This is a genomic window from Acinetobacter ihumii (assembly GCF_900625095.1).
In the GTDB taxonomy this organism is placed as follows: Bacteria; Pseudomonadota; Gammaproteobacteria; order Pseudomonadales; family Moraxellaceae; genus Acinetobacter; species Acinetobacter ihumii.
On sequence record NZ_LR130760.1, the window covers coordinates 947,709 to 965,573 of the forward strand.

Annotated in this window: 21 protein-coding genes; 5 read left to right on the forward strand and 16 right to left on the reverse strand. The window is 40.0% G+C overall.

Features of this window, described 5'->3' with window-relative positions; translation table 11 throughout:
• Nucleotides 1–27: 27 nt before the first annotated feature.
• The 6 genes from E0D95_RS04435 to ftsY form a co-directional block, all read right to left on the reverse strand.
• Nucleotides 28–366, reverse strand: a complete 339-nt coding sequence (locus E0D95_RS04435) for a DUF3325 family protein (RefSeq protein ID WP_130802753.1) — start codon at nucleotides 364–366, stop codon at nucleotides 28–30.
• On the reverse strand, nucleotides 363–2,165 hold the full coding sequence (locus E0D95_RS04440) for a PepSY-associated TM helix domain-containing protein (protein ID WP_130802754.1): 1,803 nt from the start codon (nucleotides 2,163–2,165) through the stop codon (nucleotides 363–365). Before E0D95_RS04440 ends, E0D95_RS04435 begins: the two co-directional genes overlap by 4 nt.
• The gene (locus tag E0D95_RS04445; RefSeq protein WP_130802755.1) at nucleotides 2,165–2,527 is read right to left on the reverse strand and encodes a hypothetical protein; all 363 of its coding nucleotides are present in this window, start codon (nucleotides 2,525–2,527) and stop codon (nucleotides 2,165–2,167) included. The genes E0D95_RS04440 and E0D95_RS04445 overlap by 1 nt, the downstream gene beginning before the upstream one ends.
• A gap of 289 nt (nucleotides 2,528–2,816) precedes the next feature.
• Nucleotides 2,817–3,512 (reverse strand): DUF2057 family protein, encoded by a 696-nt coding sequence (locus E0D95_RS04450; protein WP_130802756.1) that lies wholly within the window; start codon nucleotides 3,510–3,512, stop codon nucleotides 2,817–2,819.
• A 218-nt stretch (nucleotides 3,513–3,730) separates the two neighbouring features.
• Nucleotides 3,731–4,327: a nitroreductase family protein gene (locus E0D95_RS04455; RefSeq protein ID WP_130802757.1), complete on the reverse strand. Its 597-nt coding sequence runs from the start codon at nucleotides 4,325–4,327 to the stop codon at nucleotides 3,731–3,733.
• A gap of 276 nt (nucleotides 4,328–4,603) precedes the next feature.
• Nucleotides 4,604–5,737: a signal recognition particle-docking protein FtsY gene (gene ftsY, locus E0D95_RS04460; RefSeq protein ID WP_130802758.1), complete on the reverse strand. Its 1,134-nt coding sequence runs from the start codon at nucleotides 5,735–5,737 to the stop codon at nucleotides 4,604–4,606.
• 295 nt (nucleotides 5,738–6,032) lie between these two features.
• Here ftsY and E0D95_RS04465 point away from each other — a divergent pair, with 295 nt between their 5' ends.
• Both E0D95_RS04465 and E0D95_RS04470 read left to right on the forward strand, forming a co-directional pair.
• The gene (locus tag E0D95_RS04465) at nucleotides 6,033–7,364 is read left to right on the forward strand and encodes a M16 family metallopeptidase (RefSeq protein WP_130802759.1); all 1,332 of its coding nucleotides are present in this window, start codon (nucleotides 6,033–6,035) and stop codon (nucleotides 7,362–7,364) included.
• A gap of 7 nt (nucleotides 7,365–7,371) precedes the next feature.
• Nucleotides 7,372–8,940, forward strand: coding sequence for a M16 family metallopeptidase (locus tag E0D95_RS04470; RefSeq protein WP_431830737.1), 1,569 nt, complete (start codon nucleotides 7,372–7,374; stop codon nucleotides 8,938–8,940).
• Here E0D95_RS04470 and E0D95_RS04475 read toward each other — a convergent pair.
• Nucleotides 8,864–9,187, reverse strand: coding sequence for a hypothetical protein (locus E0D95_RS04475; RefSeq protein WP_130802761.1), 324 nt, complete (start codon nucleotides 9,185–9,187; stop codon nucleotides 8,864–8,866). The two genes, E0D95_RS04470 and E0D95_RS04475, sit on opposite strands and share 77 nt — an antisense overlap.
• 171 nt (nucleotides 9,188–9,358) lie before the next feature.
• Complete coding sequence (locus tag E0D95_RS04480; protein ID WP_130802762.1) at nucleotides 9,359–9,718, reverse strand: hypothetical protein; 360 nt, start codon at nucleotides 9,716–9,718, stop codon at nucleotides 9,359–9,361.
• 243 nt (nucleotides 9,719–9,961) lie between these two features.
• On the opposite strand from E0D95_RS04480, the gene E0D95_RS04485 reads away from it, so the two are divergent.
• From E0D95_RS04485 to E0D95_RS04495, 3 genes are all read left to right on the forward strand, one after another.
• A complete protein-coding gene (locus tag E0D95_RS04485; protein WP_130802763.1) occupies nucleotides 9,962–10,195 on the forward strand; it encodes an SEL1-like repeat protein in 234 nt (77 codons plus the stop codon).
• Nucleotides 10,196–10,322: 127 nt separating this feature from the next.
• On the forward strand, nucleotides 10,323–10,697 hold the full coding sequence (locus E0D95_RS04490) for a DUF2750 domain-containing protein (protein ID WP_130802764.1): 375 nt from the start codon (nucleotides 10,323–10,325) through the stop codon (nucleotides 10,695–10,697).
• Nucleotides 10,698–10,862: 165 nt separating this feature from the next.
• Nucleotides 10,863–11,294 (forward strand): CBS domain-containing protein, encoded by a 432-nt coding sequence (locus tag E0D95_RS04495; protein WP_130802765.1) that lies wholly within the window; start codon nucleotides 10,863–10,865, stop codon nucleotides 11,292–11,294.
• Between the two features lie 85 nt (nucleotides 11,295–11,379).
• On the opposite strand, the gene E0D95_RS04500 is transcribed toward E0D95_RS04495, so the two are convergent.
• The 8 genes from E0D95_RS04500 to E0D95_RS04535 form a co-directional block, all read right to left on the reverse strand.
• Nucleotides 11,380–12,567: a vWA domain-containing protein gene (locus tag E0D95_RS04500; RefSeq protein WP_130802766.1), complete on the reverse strand. Its 1,188-nt coding sequence runs from the start codon at nucleotides 12,565–12,567 to the stop codon at nucleotides 11,380–11,382.
• Between the two features lie 12 nt (nucleotides 12,568–12,579).
• A complete protein-coding gene (locus tag E0D95_RS04505; protein WP_130802767.1) occupies nucleotides 12,580–13,431 on the reverse strand; it encodes an AAA family ATPase in 852 nt (283 codons plus the stop codon).
• Nucleotides 13,432–13,454: 23 nt separating this feature from the next.
• Complete coding sequence (locus E0D95_RS04510) at nucleotides 13,455–13,856, reverse strand: hypothetical protein (protein WP_130802768.1); 402 nt, start codon at nucleotides 13,854–13,856, stop codon at nucleotides 13,455–13,457.
• Nucleotides 13,849–14,154: a YcgL domain-containing protein gene (locus E0D95_RS04515; protein WP_130802769.1), complete on the reverse strand. Its 306-nt coding sequence runs from the start codon at nucleotides 14,152–14,154 to the stop codon at nucleotides 13,849–13,851. The genes E0D95_RS04510 and E0D95_RS04515 overlap by 8 nt, the downstream gene beginning before the upstream one ends.
• A 110-nt stretch (nucleotides 14,155–14,264) precedes the next feature.
• Nucleotides 14,265–15,407, reverse strand: coding sequence for a ribonuclease D (locus E0D95_RS04520; RefSeq protein WP_130802770.1), 1,143 nt, complete (start codon nucleotides 15,405–15,407; stop codon nucleotides 14,265–14,267).
• 226 nt (nucleotides 15,408–15,633) lie between these two features.
• Nucleotides 15,634–16,230, reverse strand: coding sequence for a recombination mediator RecR (gene recR, locus E0D95_RS04525; protein ID WP_130802771.1), 597 nt, complete (start codon nucleotides 16,228–16,230; stop codon nucleotides 15,634–15,636).
• Between the two features lie 36 nt (nucleotides 16,231–16,266).
• Nucleotides 16,267–16,596 (reverse strand): YbaB/EbfC family nucleoid-associated protein, encoded by a 330-nt coding sequence (locus E0D95_RS04530; RefSeq protein ID WP_130802772.1) that lies wholly within the window; start codon nucleotides 16,594–16,596, stop codon nucleotides 16,267–16,269.
• A 39-nt stretch (nucleotides 16,597–16,635) separates the two neighbouring features.
• Entirely contained in the window at nucleotides 16,636–17,826 is a 1,191-nt protein-coding gene (locus E0D95_RS04535) for an O-succinylhomoserine sulfhydrylase (protein WP_130802773.1), read from the reverse strand.
• Nucleotides 17,827–17,865 lie beyond the last annotated feature (39 nt).

Genomic DNA, 17,865 nt, shown 5'->3' on the forward strand with positions numbered 1-17,865 from the left:
ATAGATTTTCCAACAAATAACTGGGTACTACGCCAAGGCAAGCATCAAAATGGTAAACATGCTGCCTAAACTAAGGGCTGCCATCACTTTGAAAAAACGTGGTGCATGATAAGTTAAAGTCCAGCCGACAGTCAGTCCTGCTAAAGTCAATATACCAAACCAATAGCTTATGCCTATAGATGGTCTTAGTACTATGATAGCGAGTAACAACGCAATGATTAAAAGTATATAGCCGATAAATACTGCGAATTTAGCAGTACGATCAGATAAGTTTTTTTGATAAATTTGGCTCTGATGTTTCTCATAATAAGATGCCAAAGCAATAAATCCCCATAGGCATAACACATATAGCATTAAGAAAATCATAATCCATCCTCCACAACAACTGTCGAAGTTTGAGGACGTTTACTATTCTTTTTCACTTTGGCTGGCGTTTTATGTAGTTTTAATTTAAGAAAACTAAATAAAAACAACAAAGCCAGAAAAATACAGATTAAATCAAAACTTGCCACCATCCATTGCTGTTGGTACACGCTACTCCATAATCCACGACCACCTGTAAGTCCATTCAGTAATGGGATACAAGCATAAAGACAAGTCGCAAGTAAAAGTAACTCTAACCATGCTTTGCGTGCCTGACGTATTACTGCATAAATCAGAACCAGCAACCAGACCAGAAAGAACGCTTTAATTTCTAAATCAGAACGCTGAGCAAGCTCACTCGGTATAATTCGATTTGCGTAAAAGTAACTTGCAATAGCAATCGGTAAACCAATAATTGCAGCAATATTGAGACTTTCTACTAAACGAAATCCAAAACTTTTATAACCTTGTTTTTCCTGTTGTGGGGCGCGTTTTACACACCAAAGAATTAATCCTGTGGCAACCATCAGCGTCCCCACCACACCAGATATAAACAATAACCATCTTAGACCAAGGTCAAGTCCACGTCCTTCATGTAACACAGTGACCGCATTGTAAATTCCAGTAGGTACAGAAACATAAACAGCTTGCGGCCCTGAAATCAGCTCACCAGTGACACCATTAAAAACCAAGGTCGGCAAAACATTACGGTGTAACACACTATCGGCATACAAAGCTCGAATTTCAATCTGACTCTTACTAGTATTGGGTTGCACAACTGTCACACTTCCCACTTTATTATCCGGCCATTGCTTTTGTGCGTATTGCATCAGCGGTGCAATATCTGTCAGGGTCGCAGCTTGGGTATGTTGATCATGATCTCGATGCGCGCCTCCTTGTGCCCGACCTTGTTCGGACTGGTTGGCTGAACGTTCACCACGCGGCATGTGTTGCATTTGACTGGCTTGTGCTTCACCTGTATTGCGATGACCTTGAGACTGACTGCGTTCACCACGTTCCTCTCGGTTCATACCTTCACGTGCCTGTGGAGCGGGTTCACCTAACATTTCTGCACGTTGTGCCTGCAATAGCTCTCCACGACCCTCGGTGTAGACTGAGGAAATCCCCCATGGCATAAGCACATACATCAACAGCAACAAGCCACTAAAAGTAATCATAATATGAAAAGGTAATGCTAGAACTGCGGTTGCATTATGTGCATCCAGCCATGAACGCTGTCCCTTGCCCGCTCGAAAAGTAAAAAAGTCCTTAAAGATTTTTTTATGGGTGATAACACCACTCATAATTGCGACGAACATCAGTAAGGTTGCGATTCCCACAATCCAGCGTGCCCAAATTCTTGGTAAGCCATAAAGTTCAAAATGAAACCGATAAAGAAAGCCACCGCCCCGCGTTTCACGTGCTTTAATTTCTTCACCTGTTTTTGCATCAATCGTGATTCTTTCTCCTCCACGACGAGCACGTGGATCTTCATTTTCACCGCGAATATTTAACTCCGTGGTGGTTTGTCGACTGGAGGGCAAATTAATATTCCAAGCACCCGCATGTGGAGCTTTATTTTGTAAAAAGACCAATGCGGTTTGAAGTTGCTCAAGCTGGGACTGAGGTGGTAATGATTGATGCTGTTCTGGTTTCATCCAGACCGTCATTTCACTTTGAAAAAAACTAAGCGTGCCTGTTACAAATATGGCATACAATAACCAGCCTAAAATCAGGCTTGACCATGTATGCAGCCAAGACATCGACTGGCGCGGGCCTTCCGCCTTTCCATCTATACGCATTAAATGCTGCCTCCCAAGCCAAAATAAGCTATTGAGAGAACAACCAAAGAAATAACAATACCAGAAATTGATTTAAGCAAACTTCGTTGCATAAACACCCAGATAAAAATACCCACGTGACATATAAATGCCAACATTGTTGCTGTTATAACAGCACTGACTGGTGTTTCTTTAAACCCCAGACTAATGACCATGGCGAGCAATGCTGAAACAACATAACCTCCAATAAACGCAAAAGCAAAACGTATAAAAACCTGAATACGATATTGGATTGGAACGACTTTGGTCCTTCTTTTAGTAGAAGCAGGTTTTGCAGGTTCGGGCTGGATATTCAGCTCATTTGTCAGTTCAGACGTAGACATATTCAAATCCCCTGATATGTCTGGATGGATAAAAATTAAAATAATAACAATAATCATTATTAATTGTTATAGTATAATAAAATTATGAATGCTTTGTGGATTTTTCTGCGCTGAGCTTAAAATTAGAAACAAAACATGGCCTTAATTTCTCTAAGTCATGCTTTTTTGTAGCAGAATCGCTTTATGAAAATACAACGCGTTCCAATCGCTATTAAAAAAAGCAACTACGTTCAGTTGCTTTTTGATCAATAGATCGTCGTTTTATCTAGTGTATTTGCCGATTTATCACTTAATTCGACTGTTCTGCCAACCACGCCATAAATTTTTGGCGTTCTGTTTTTGATGATTTTTTCCAAAGTTCGACCAGCTTTTGCTCATTATTTTGATTTAAGCTTTGCTGTGTACTGACAGTTTGAGTGACAGTGGCAGCCGTTGGGGAGTTTACTGATTGTGCATATGTTGTGTTTGGCTGCGTGGTATATACGGCTGCTGGCTGAGGCGATGCAGATTTATTCTGGGTTAAATCATAGGCTTTTCCAAAAAGACCTTTGCTAAACCATGGCTTAGCTTCAGTATTTGCGCCTGTTTGTTGTACTAGCACTTGCTGCTTGGCATTATAGAGCGCGATGGTCGGTTGCTCTGCATACTTTTTCGCATCTTCAAAATTTTTAGGTGCATTGACTAAATCCAGCTTATAACTTGCACCCTCTGTTAATGCTGGCGTTTTAATGGTAACAATTCCTGATTTTACAATATCATGCTCACCATCCTGATGTTGAAAAAATTCCTGATAGCGAACACTTAGACTGATTTCACCTGCATCGACTTTGTAATCATTTTTTTTACTACGAAGTAAGCCTGAATTCACCTCTTGATCATTCACTGCCAAAATAACGATTTCTTCTGGCGCAGTGATGGTAGCAGCCGCAAAAACTGAACCACTTAAACAAATACTGAATGCAGCGATACCCAATCTTAAAGCCATTACTTAATTCTCTTTTCATTTTTAAATCATGAGCACTATGCAGTGCGGTTATGACAATTTTATGACAAATATTTCAAAGTTTTTACTAAGTCATTCAATCTTTTCATGATATTTAAATGAAGAAAAAAGCTTTTACAGCTTATTTTGTAGATATCCGTCATACAAAAAAAGAGTGCGTAACCGCACTCTTTGATGAACATTTTGAATAAAACTGTAAATTAATTGAATGTTTTAAAACGAATGTCATCGCTGATGAAGTCTTTATCGCCAGCAGGTGCTTCGATTGAACCGAACACCAATTGCGCGCGCAGTTTCCAGTCTGCTGGAATGCCAAATGTTGCAGCGACTTGGTCATCCACAATTGGATTGTAATGTTGTAATGAGGCACCAATATTATGTTCAGCCAATGCTGTCCACACTGCAAACTGAGCAATTGCAGTTGAATGCTCCGACCATACTGGAAAATTATCTGCATATAACGCAAATTGTTCTTGCAAGCCTTTAATGACCGCCTGATCTTCATAAAACAATGCCGTACCAAAACCTGCGGCAAAACTGTCAAGTTTACCACTGGTCGCTGCAAAAGCTTCAGCAGGTACAATATTTCTTAACGTCTCACGCACGATTTCCCAGAACTTGTGATGTGAATCACCAAAAAGAATCACGACACGTGAAGATTGAGAGTTAAATGAAGATGGGCTGTGTTTTACTGCATCTTTAATGATTTGATCAATCTCAGCTTGCTCTAATGCCACATTTTTTCCAATGGCGTAGATACTACGACGATTTTTAATTTTCTCTAAAAACGATGTCATTTTTTGTGTCCTATATACATATGACCTGTTCGGTCGTGATCTGGAATGCTTGTCAGTTTATTGAAAACCTACGACCGCATCATTACTATATTTATTACATACTGTTTTATTTTTGGAACAATTTACAAGAGTTCTTGCATGACTAATTGAAAACCCTGTTTATGTGTCTTCACCAAAGCCACACGCCAAAAGCACAAATAAATGAAAGAACTCTATTCATTTTCGTCGCGATAAAAAAACTCCACATGGTGTGGAGTTTTAATCAGCTTAATTGAATTATTTATCTGACTCAAACAAGGCTGCTACGAACGATTTTGCCGAGAATGGACGCAAATCATCAATTTTTTCACCCACACCGATGAAACGAATTGGCACATGGGTTCGGCTCGCAATATTAAACAATACGCCCCCTTTGGCTGTACCGTCCAATTTAGTGATGGTAATCCCTGTTAAGCCCACTGCCTGATCAAATTCTTGTACCTGATTAATCGCATTTTGACCTGTACCCGCATCAACCACCAGCATAATTTCGTGTGGTGCTGTCGCATCTATTTTCTGCATGACACGTTTTACTTTTTTAAGCTCTTCCATCAGGTTACTTTTGTTATGCAAACGCCCTGCGGTATCTGCAATCAGGACGTCTATCCCTTTGGCTCGCGCACTTTCAAAAGCATCAAAAATAACCGACGCACTGTCAGAACCATGACCCTGTGCAACTACAGGAATATGATTTCGTTCACCCCAAATTTGTAGTTGTTCTGTCGCCGCAGCACGGAAAGTATCACCTGCCGCTAACATGACTTTCTTGCCTTCACCTTGTAATCGCTTCGCCAGTTTACCAATAGTGGTGGTTTTGCCGACACCATTGACACCGACCATTAAAATTACATAAGGAGATTTATTCGGATCAATATGCAGAGGTTTAACCCGTGGTGCAAGTAAAGCCACCAGTTCTTCCTGTAAGGCCTTATAAAGTGAATGTGAATAAATTAAATCACCACGCGCGGTACGTTCAGTCAGATTGGCAATGATGGTCTTGGTCGCATCCACCCCAATGTCAGACACTAATAGTTGTTCTTCAACTTCTTCTAAAAGTTCGTCATCAATTTCTTTCCCCCCGATCAGGATATTCACCATACCATCTGCCAAATTACGGCGGGTCTTGGTTAATCCATCCTTCATGCGGCTGAAGAAACCGCCTTTAGATTGGGTTTCTACTGCATTTTGATCAGTTTCTTGAATATCAGCAGTTTCAGATTCAGCAGCAACCGTTGAAGCGGATTCTTGTGTTTTTACAGCATCATCAATAATAGGAACATTGATAATAGGTAAGTTAGGTAATGTGACATCGTCATCCCCAATGTCAGCATCAATCAAGAATTTATTTTGCATATTCGATTGCTGTTGCATACCGATTCCCTTGAAAAGCAGCGGGTTAAAAAACAAAGAGTTTAGCACAGATTCATGGTATTGCCTGAGCTTATTCAAGCGGCTTGTGTAGCCTGATGAAGATATCAACAGGCCTTGCTGATCATGTTAGTTTCAAAGGATTTACCCAGTTTCAGTCAAACAAAGTTCACTAAAACACAACAGGATATTCTTGAGTTTAAACGCTATTTTTTTAAGAATAGATTGAAATATGAGAAATACCTATGGACGGCTTGTGTTCAAACTGTGGCTGCAACATTCTAAATTCATCTTATTCATGTCTTGTTTATCGTTATTAAGTCTGACCAAAAGTCACGCAGAAACGCAAAGTCAGCTTGGGCGTACCACCTTTGAAACGACACTGGCCAATGGTTTAAAGGTGATTATTCGTGAAGACCATCGCGCACCCATTGCGATTGCCCAGATTTGGTATGCAGTCGGTAGCAGTGATGAATCAGGCAATATTTTAGGGGTATCACACGCACTTGAACATATGATGTTTAAAGGCACGACCAAAGTTCCCGATAATGAATTTACCCGTTTAAGCCGCATCTACGGAGGTCGGGTCAACGCTGCCACTTCCAGCAACTATACCAATTATTACCAGCTTTATCCTAAAGCTTATTTACCTATGGCTTTGGAATTAGAAGCAGATCGCATGACCAATTTGCGCTTACAGCAACCTGATTTTTCAACTGAGATCAATGTGGTCATGGAAGAACGCCGACAACGAACCGATGATAATCCACGTTCGCTTGCCTTTGAGCGGTTTAAGTGGCTGGCTTATCCAACCAGTCATGCTCGACAGCCGGTGATTGGTTATATGAAAAATTTGCAAAATATCCAGCTCGATGATCTCAAGCAATGGTACAAAACATGGTACAGCCCCAATCATGCGACATTGGTGATCATTGGTGATGTAGACGCAGAGGCAACACTCAAACAGGTTCAAAAATATTTTGCACACATTCCCAAACAAATGACTCCTGAACGCAATGACGTGCTTGAATTTGATCGGGTTGGATATCGGCATATGGAGGTTGAGCTTCCTGTACATGTAGCGAATTTGTATATGGCTTGGAATGTTCGCTCAATTAAGACCGCCAAAAATCCACAAGATGCCTATGCACTCACCATCATTCAAGCTCTACTTGATGGCAATATTTCGTCTCGTTTACAGCAACGTTTAGTACGAGACAAAAAAATTCTAACGTCAATCAGTGTCAATTATGATCCGTATAATCGCGGTGACAGTTTATTTACCATTACTGCTTTGCCTGCGGATGGTATCAGCCTAGCCTCCGCTCAAGAGGCTATTCAAAAAGAAATCGATGCACTCAAAACTGAACTGGTTGAACCCGTCGAACTTGAACGTGTCAGCAATAATTTTGTTTCCAATCTCATCTATAGCCAAGACGATATTGTGGGTCAGGCACATCTGATCGGATTATTGGAGGTCAATGGTTTGAGCTACCGACTGGTGGACGATTTGCCACAGCATTATCAAACCGTCACCCCACAAGATATTCAACGTGTTGCCAATGCTTACTTAATCAAAAGCAACCTGACGACATTGTATTTAGAACCAGAACAGGAACAGAAAAAATAAAGGAAAGATGATGAAAAAATCCTTATTCATAATCATGACAGTCTCTCTGTTCTCTGTTTCAGTGTTTGCAGACGTTGCAGATCAAGACCTGCTTGAACAAGATGACTCGTCTCCTTTAAAGTCTATTGCACAGCTGAGCAGCCTTAAACATATTTCTAAAAAACAAACAGAACAAGCACCCTATGTTCATGACCTAAAAAATGCTGAACAAGTACGTACACTATTTGTTGAATCCCAAGCATTACCGATTGTCGATATACAGTTGACCTTTAATGCAGGATCAGCACGTGATGAAAACATTGGTAAAGGTCTATTTGGCATCGCCAATATGGCAGCAAACTTAATGACCGAAGGGACTGAAAAATACACTGCCGCCCAAATTGCCAATACATTTGAACAACTTGGTGCACAGTTTAGTGTGAAAGCATATCGAGATATGTTTGTTGTTCGCTTACGCGTTATGTCAGATCCACAAAAACTAAATACAGCAGTCGATCTTATGCTGGACATCTTGAATCATGCCACGTTTAGTACCTCTAGTTTAAATCTGGTGTATAGCAACACCCAAGTGGGGCAACGTCAGTTACAGGAAAATCCAAATCGACTGATTGATATCCGTCTTTATCGTACTTTATATGGTACACATCCCTATGCTGAACCAATCACTGGAACCAATGCCAGTATCCGAAAAATTACCCCTGCTCTGCTCAAACAATTTCGTGAGCAATTATTAGTTGCACAAAACATGAATATTGCCTTAACAGGACAATTAAGCCCCCAACAAGCCAATGATCTGAGCCTAAAAATTATTCAATCGCTCCCGCAAGGTCAACGAGCTATGCCGCTTGCTGCTCCCAAGCCGCAAGGAGGAATTAATATTCAGCATATTCCCTATCAATCTACGCAAGCCTATGTCACTTTCGGACATTTAGGCATAAGTCGAAATGATCCAGATCAACTTGCACTTGAACTGGCCAATCAAATGCTCGGAGGCTCTGGTTTTAATTCTTTACTCATGAAAGAGCTTAGAGTGAAACGAGGTTATACCTATGGGGCGTATAGTGCATTTAATTTTACCCAAAGCAATGGAATCTTTAGTTTAAATTATTCGACCAAACAAGATCAGCTCATGCAAAGCATCCATGTTGCACACCAGACCCTGATTAACTTTGTCAAACAACCGCTTGATCAAAAACAGCTTGAAGAAACACGAAGTGGAATGTTGCGTGCTTTTCCCATGACCTATAGTAGTAATGCCAATATTAATGCACAGCTAGGTTCAATTGGATTTTATGGATTAACTGCCGATTATTTGTCTAAATATCCAGAACAACTGAGAAAACTGACTGTACAAGATGTACAAAAAGCCATTAGAAAGCATATTCATCCCGAAAATTTAACTCTGATAGTTGCAAGTGAAAAACTAGATAAAGAACAACTCTTACAGGATTTAAAAGAAAATCTGGGACCTACACAACCCGTTCAAATTGACTCAGATGCTATTGGTCTTCCAACGCCATCGCAGGATAATGTTTCGCCTTCGCATTCTCAAACTGATACGCCCGCATCAATTTAAAATATTCACTACGTTTTATGACTTGCTGTTGCAATAACTGGGACGCCATTTTTTGCGTTTCGGGATTATTTGCCATTTGTGATAAATTCAGCATCATTTGATGCTGAGAAACAGAAATAGGACGTTGTAATGCAATATACGCCAATGCAAGTATAAAAATAATCATGACCGCAACCACAACGTTGTAAATGCGTTCTAACTTGATTTCATGTCTAAGTTTTAGAAAGTTTTGTTTTGAAATGAGCATACACGACCTCGAATATAGGTAGTGTATGACCCATTGATTTTTTACACAAGTCGCAGCAACTAATTCTGTTTATCAAGCAGAATCAGTTAAATGATTTAATTAAGCCAATGTAGAATAAAATAGCTTGCAACATCCTGATAGAATTAAAAAACTTTAAAATTACCAGCCTAATTAACTCATTAAACCACGTACAAAAGCGAAATATAAAATAAAGGCGATAATGACCAACACAATCACAATAGCGAAGTAACTTACTCCACTTTCAGCATCCGCTGGATGCAAATCTTCTTCATCGGCTAAACGCAATAACTCACCGTCATATACACGATAAAACTGTGCTTTGGTTTGCGGTTCAAGCTGACGGGTAAAATCATAAACGCGTTTTCGCTGCGCTAAACAATAATCCCCCAAATGAATTTCTTGATGAAAAACCGCCTCGTCCAATTGTTTACGGTGGTATTGTGCCAAAGCAATAATTTGTGATTCATCGGGTGGAACATCAAAATTAAAACTATCTATCGTTGTTAGCATATTGTTCTCCTTGTCATGTCATCATTAAATGTCATATTTAATTGTTATATTGATTTTACTAAAAAATATTTTTGTTTAATGTTTAAACATGTAAGCTTGTAATTCGAGAATGATGCCCCATCTAATACTTGACTTATCACGCTTATTGTAATATTAGTTTAACAATCAACTGTTAAAATAATTTAACAAGGCGATAAAGCCGAGTTGATGTGATCATAATTACAACTATAAGGAGTTTTTAATATGATTCAACAAATTTCCCATCATGACTTAGAACATGTGTATGCTTCTGCGGTGAATACCATTCAATCACAGATGAACTTCCAAGATGCTGTGACACAGCTTGAAGAAGCTGCGCGTGCAGGACATGGTAAAGCAGCCATGTTTCTTGCTGAACTTTATTATCAAGGTTTCCGTGTAGAACGCGACTCATTGAAAGCACAGTATTGGCAGAAGATGGCCACGATGCAAGCATAATAAAACGTCACTCAGGTGGCGTTTTTTAATGCCTATGCAAAACTTTATTACGATTTAATGCAAAGCTGTAACTGAAATTAAGTATTTATTTTTTATAATAAAGCTGAATGTTAACCGCAGCATACTCATGAAAACTTATACGCAGCTCCATCCTGTTTCCAGAGATTTAATTATAAAAATTTCTATTCTAAAAACCATGATGTATTGTGGTGCTGTTTGGGGACTTTACCATCAAGGCTGGGCGATTAAATCAGATCAGGGAGATTTTGTTTTTCCTTTTTGGTTGAATGGGCTGCAAGCACATCGTTATGCCAAAAAGCACTGGCCAAATTATGTACCCCGAAAAATTACCCCGAAAGATTTTCAGGAATCTTTATTGCCCACTCTAAGCCGTCTACAAGTGACTCCTGCTTTGTTTAACTCATGTCAGCATAAATTTAAACTGTCTACACACCAGATGCGTCATTTTTTCTTTGCACCAGCAAATTTTAAAACTGCCTAAATCGGCAACAGAACATATCTTTTAAAGATATAACAAGGTATTGGACGTTGCATGACAATTTGAATTGACAAAATATTATCCATTTGTTGCGTCAAAGTCTTTGCAATTTCATTAAATCGCGCTAAGTTAAATTAAAACGATAACACTCGCCAAAAGGATATAAAGATGACAAACGTGGCTCAAGTGATACAAGATAAAGCTGAACAAGCCATTTATACTATTTCGCCAGATGCAACTGTCCTTGAAGCAATTTCGATCATGGCAGATAAAGGTATTGGAGCACTGGTCGTCACAGAAAAGGAAGATGTGGTTGGCATTTTATCCGAACGTGATTACACCCGAAAAGTGGCTTTGATGGAACGTTCATCTTATGACACCATCGTGAGTGAAATTATGACGCCCAAGGTATTAACCATTACTCGTTCAAATACGGTTGAAGAATGCTTACAACTGATGACCGATCGTCATTTACGTCACTTACCTGTGGTCGAAAACAATAAATTGGTAGGACTGATTTCAATTGGGGATTTGGTTAAAGCAGCCATGCAGGATCAGAAAAATTTAATTGATCAGTTACAGCAATATATTTCAGGCTAAATAAAAGGGCATCCTAAATAAAAGAGCATCTTAATCAGATGCCCTTTTTGTTTCACTCAGCCACGTCTCTTTGCATGAACACAAATTAACGTGAAAGATAACGTGTTAAATCCTCAATGCCTTTTAAAGTCATCGGATACATATGATCTTCAAAGATCTGTTTGATGAAGCCAATGGTCTGGGTATAGTGCCAATAACCTTCTTCTTCTGGATTCAACCACGCAGTTTTTTCAAAATGCTGACGCAATCGACGTAACCAGACTTCTCCAGTCTCGTCATTCATATATTCCACAGAACCACCGACCGAACGAAGTTCATATGGCGCCATACTGGCATCGCCAACCACAATCACACGGTAATCTCGTCCATATTTATGAAACAAATCCCACGTGTCTAAACGGCTGGCTTGTCGACGATGGTTATCTTTCCAGACATAGTCATAAAGACAGTTATGAAAATAAAAATATTCAAGCGTCTTAAATTCAGTTTTGGCTGCGCTAAACAGTTTTTCACACTGCGCAATGTAAGAGTCCATTGAACCGCCTACATCAAACAACATCAGCACTTTAATACGATTACGACGTTCAGGAACTAACTGTACATCCAGTATGCCCTGCTTTGCCGTTTCGCGAATTGTGCCATCGACATCTAGCTCTTCTGCTGCGCCTTGTCGCGCAAATTTGCGTAAACGGCGTAAAGCCAACTGCATCTGACGTGTGCCCAAAATCTGATCATCATCCAGATTTTGATAGTTACGTTGCTCCCAGACTTTTACCGCAGAACGTTTACGACCTGGCCCACCAATACGAACCCCTTCGGGATGATCACCAAAAGCACCAAAAGGCGATGTACCTCCCGTACCAATCATGCGATTTCCACCCTGATGTTTTTTATGCTGTTCGCGTAGACGCTCTTCCAGCATTTTCATCAGTTCTTCCAGAGAACCTGCTTTTTGTAAAGCTTCTCTTTGTTCAGGAGTCAGGTGTTTTTCAAGAAGTTCTAAATCCAGCCATTCTTTCGGAATTTTATGAACTTGTTTAAGCAGTTCATCCAGATCAAAAGTTTCTATCCCTTCAAAATAGTCCTTAATCGCACGGTCAAACTTATCGAAAAAACGTTCATCCTTGACCAAAATGGTTTTGGCAAGCTGATAAAATTCATCCTGATCTGCAAATACCAGTCCTTGTGCCACAGCCTGATTGAGATCAATCAGTTCGCGTGTGGTAACAGGAACACCATATTTTCTTAGGGTATAAAACAGTCGCACAAACATAAGCGACCATCCTTAACGACGTGACATAAAGGCAAGGCGTTCAAGTAACTGTACATCTTGTTCATTTTTAATCAGTGCGCCATACAGCGGTGGAATGGCTTTGGACTTGTCATGATTACGCAGTACATCTTCTGGCATATCATCTGCCATGAGTAAGCTTAACCAGTCAATCAGCTCAGATGTCGATGGTGGTTTCTTTAAGCTAGGCACTTGACGCAGCTTAAAGAAAATCTGCAATGCTTCACTGACCAATGTGCTTGAAATATTTGGAAAATGTACCGCAATAATCTCGCGCATGGTTGCTTCATCAGGAAATTCAATATAATGAAAGAAGCAGCGACGCAAAAAGGCATCTGGTAATTCTTTTTCATTATTTGAAGTAATAATCACAATTGGACGTTGCGTTGCAGTAATCGTTTCGCCTGTTTCATAAACATAAAACGACATTTTATCGAGTTCATGTAACAAGTCATTTGGAAACTCAATATCTGCTTTATCAATTTCATCAATCAGTAAAACACAACGTTCTTCGCTGGTAAAAGCTTCCCACAATTTACCCGGTTTAATATAGTTTTTAATGTCATAAACACGGTCATCACCCAACTGGCTGTCTCGCAAACGCGATACAGCATCATACTCATATAAGCCTTGTTGTGCTTTGGTGGTGGACTTAATATGCCATGTAATCAGTTTTAAACCCAGACTTTGCGCCACTTGCTCAGCAAGCAATGTTTTACCTGTTCCTGGTTCACCTTTCACCAGCAACGGCTTTTGCAAAGCACGTGCAGCTTTCACCGCAAGTTTTAAACTATCGGTGGCGATATACTGATCTGTTCCAGTAAATTGTTGAGCATCTACAGCCATGTTCTAACCTTTTATTTTTTTACTTAAATGGGCGCACTGCTTTTGTCAGCAGAAATTTTGTTCATGCGATATTTAGACCACAAATAACCAATGACTAGACCAACACCCGTCACCAAAAGAATCAGTGAGGCATTTGCCCACACCAGCGGTTGCTCTTTGGTCAAAATCCCAAAAAGCAAGCCGAAAATGGCAGGGGCAATTTCTGCATTGGCACCATCAGAAACTGTAGGCGTTGCTAAAATAGCAAAAAGAACAATCCAAGTGATCCCCCCAATCAAATTAGGTAGACGCTTTGCCACAGCATACCAACACCACAATACAATAATGGTTCCCATCACATATACGGTAACGGCAATACTGTCTTCAGGTACTGAATCGAGGGTAGATAATAAACTGTTCCAAATTGTACCAAGTTGTTCAAGCACCTCTTAATCCCTCTGGTTCATCCGTCGGATTAATAAATCCTTCTGGTGGCATTTGAATAAAAAAGCCACTGGTATGTAATGAATCAATCACATGTAACACGTTTACACGCGCCAGTTTACGTGATTGAGAAAGCTCAAGATGCATCACGAATGTAGGACGACCAAAGACCTGACGAATACCTTCAGGAATATTTTCTAAAGGATCTTTAGCTTCGATCTCATCATTTGGATAGTCTGGACGAGCAATATAAATGTACATTTCATCTTTTTTGCTCGATCTATAAATATCACAGTGCATAGTTCACTTAACTCTCATCACTTACTAAAAAGCATACATCAAAAAATTGGTCGGGACATTAGCGAATCGTAACCCATCAGTCGTGCTGAAAGATCATTGACGGATATAGTCTATCGTTCCACCTGCATTTGCGTCATCAAAAAATGCTCATCTTCACGCAAAATTTCAATCATGGGTTGAGTTAATTGTGCATAACGCCAACCCATTAAGTAATCTGGCAAATCTTGTTCATCGCCATGAAAAACGACATGTTGATATAGCGCATTCATCCATTTTTTTCGCAATAGGACTTCTTTGGGAATGTGAGTATTATCCACGACATCTTGAATTAACTGCTGCATTTTTATACTGACATGTTCTGAACATTGCTTAATTGGTCGTGCCAAACGTAATGGCCACTCACTCTCTGCGGGTAGAAATTTGAGCAAATCCAGAATAGTTTTACCATGTTCACGAATGATGTTAGGACGAATATCCTTAATTTGAGAGAGCTGAAAATTATTTTTAGGATTTTTCTCCACCAGATCGATCATGGTTGAGTTCTTCAAAATAAAACTACGCGGCTGATTTAAAGCTTTAATCAATTGCTCACGCCATACGCTCAGTTGCTGGAGCTGCATCAGTTGTTTGCGCGAATGACGATAATTACCAATATCGGTATATAACAAATGAGTAGGTGTTTCTTTGGCAATTTCCTTGGTCAGACTCTGACAGTCTTCCAATACAAATTCATATTGATTTTTTTGCTGTAACTGCTGTTTAAGCTGATCTGCAAGTTGTAACAGATAGATCACATCATTTGCAGCGTAATTCAATTGTTCGGTGGTTAATGGTCGTGCCAACCAATCTGAACGGGTTTGGTCTTTATCAATTTCAATATTTAAAATGAGTTTCAAGGCATTTTGATAACTCACCTGTAAACCATGTCCTAGAAAAGACAGTGCAACTTGAGTATCAAATACGTTTTGTAAGGCATCTTGCTGGGCATAGTGATAAATCAGATCTATATCTTCGCCACAAGCATGAAAAATATTTTGCTTTGCAGCATATAGCTGTTGCCAAAAAGGCTTTAAATCAAGCGTTGTACCGTCCAACAAATAGATTTGATGATTGACATTCACCTGAAATACACCCAGCTTAGGCCAAAGCGTATCCACTTTAATAAATTCAGTATCCAAACCATACACTGAACTTTGGTTCATTTGCTCAAGGACGTGAGCAAAATCATCTTGCTGCTGGATAAAATGAAACATGTTTTCTCGATTTAACAACTGGCGCAGTTAACTGCGTCCGTATATATAACACTACACGCTCAGTATATTCCACCTAAAGCATTATTAATGCTTTAATTTTTATACAAAGTGATGACGATCCGATTCAATACTTTATTTTTTAATTTTTTTTACGAAACGATGGTGCTAATTTTTGTCACTCAATTCGCCACCTCTGGCACGTTTCACAGTATGAAATAAGAAATGCTTATTTCATACGCATACGATTATGCACTGCTTGACTCAAAGTATGACTATCGACATATTCCAATTCGCCACCTTGTGGTACGCCTTGGGCAATACGGGTCATATGAATTGGTAAATGTTTAGTTGCTTCAACCAGATAGTGGGCAGTTGCCTGTCCTTCTACCGTGGCATTAGTCGCCAAAATAACTTCTTCAATCTGTCCTTCACTTAAACGCTGAATCAGATAGGGAATACCAATTTCTTCAGGACCAATGCCGTCAAGGGGCGATAAATGCCCACCTAATACATGGTATTTACCGCGAAAACTACCACTTTGCTCAATCGCCATCACATCGGCGGGTGACTCCACCACACACAAAAGCTGTGAATCACGATCATTGGATAAACAAATATCACAAATTTCGTTTTCAGTCAGTGAATGACAAATTTTACATTCGTGAATATGTGAAGATGCTTCATGTAACGCATGGGCAAGACCAAATGCGCCTTCACGGTTTTTCATGAGCAAGTGCAACGCCATGCGTTGAGCCGACTTTGGCCCAACGCTGGGTAAAATTCGTAAAGCTTGAACCAACTGTTCAAATCGATCACTAAACACAGAGGTTCCTCTGAAAGAAATGGCTTAATTTCAAACTTAAAATAAGCCTGAAAGACCCGGTGGTAAACCCATACCTGAATTTGCACCTTTGAGCTTTTCATCGGCAATTGCTTCGGCCTGACGTACTGCATCATTGACGGCGGCAGCAATCAAATCTTCAATCATATCTGGCTCATCTTGAAGTAGATCAGAACTAATCTCGATACGTTTCACCACAAAACGACCGGTCATAGTGACTTTAACCAACCCATTGCCCGCTTCTGCCTGAACTTCTGTGGTAGCAAGCTCAGCTTTCGCTTTCTTAACATTGCTTTCCATATCTTTTTGCATGCGCTGTGCTTGCTGCATCAGCATATTAATATTCATCAAGTTTTCTCCAAAAAATTGAAATGAAATTTACCGAAATCAAATGAGGGCTAAACCACGCTCTAAATCGCGAATAATATCTGAAATATCTTCAATGCCTACAGATACCCGAATTAAACCTTCCTGAATTCCCGCAGCCTGTTTCGCTTCAGGCGATAATTTACCATGGGTGGTGGTCGCAGGATGAGTAATTGTCGATTTGACATCGCCCAAGTTACCCGTAATTGAAATAAATTGGGTATTGTCGATGACTTTCCAAGCCCCTTCACGACCACCTTTAACCACAAAGGAAACAATCCCACCAAAGCCATGCTGTTGTTTGGCGGCACGTTCATGCCCTATATGTTCAGGCAAACCTGCATAATACACTTTTTCAACTTTTTCATGTTGATTCAGCCATTCAGCCAGTTGCTGCGCGTTTTCACAATGTGCTTTCATTCTTAAACGTAATGTTTCCAGACCTTTTAAGAAAACCCATGCATTAAATGGACTCATTGAAGGACCCAGTGTACGCACGACCCCAAACACTTCTTCAAGTAATTGATGGCTTCCAGTCACAGCCCCCCCTAAAGCACGTCCCTGCCCATCCAGATATTTGGTTGCTGAATATACGACTAAATCTGCGCCCAATTTTAGGGGTTGCTGTAACACTGGCGTACAAAAACTATTATCAACGACCAACATTGCATTTTGTGAATGTGCAATTTCAGCCAATGCAGGAATATCTGCAATCTCTGCCAGAGGGTTCGATGGAGATTCGATAAATAAAATTTTGGTTTCTGGACGCATAGCATTTTTCCAAGCATCCAGATCATTTAAATCAACAAAAGTGACGTCGACTGCAAACTTGGCAACATATTTTTCAAACAATGCCACAATTGAACCAAACACCGCACGCGAACAAATAACGTGATCGCCCGCTTTTAAAAATGCCATACAGACTGACAAAATTGCGCCCATACCTGAACTGGTAGCAACAACACGTTCTGCTCCATCCATTGCAGCAAGACGTTTTTCAAACATGGCAACGGTTGGATTGGTAAAACGAGAATAAATATTTCCAGCCACTTCACCAGAAAATTTTGCCGCAGCTTCTGCTGCATTCTCATACACAAACGACGAAGTTAGAAAAATCGGTTCAGCATGTTCCCCTTCAAAACTGCGAGTATGTCCTGTGCGAATAGCTAAGGTATCTAACTGGTATTCTAATTCATCGTTTTGGCTATGCATTGCTCTATTCTCAGTCAAAAGACCGCTCAATTGGGAAAC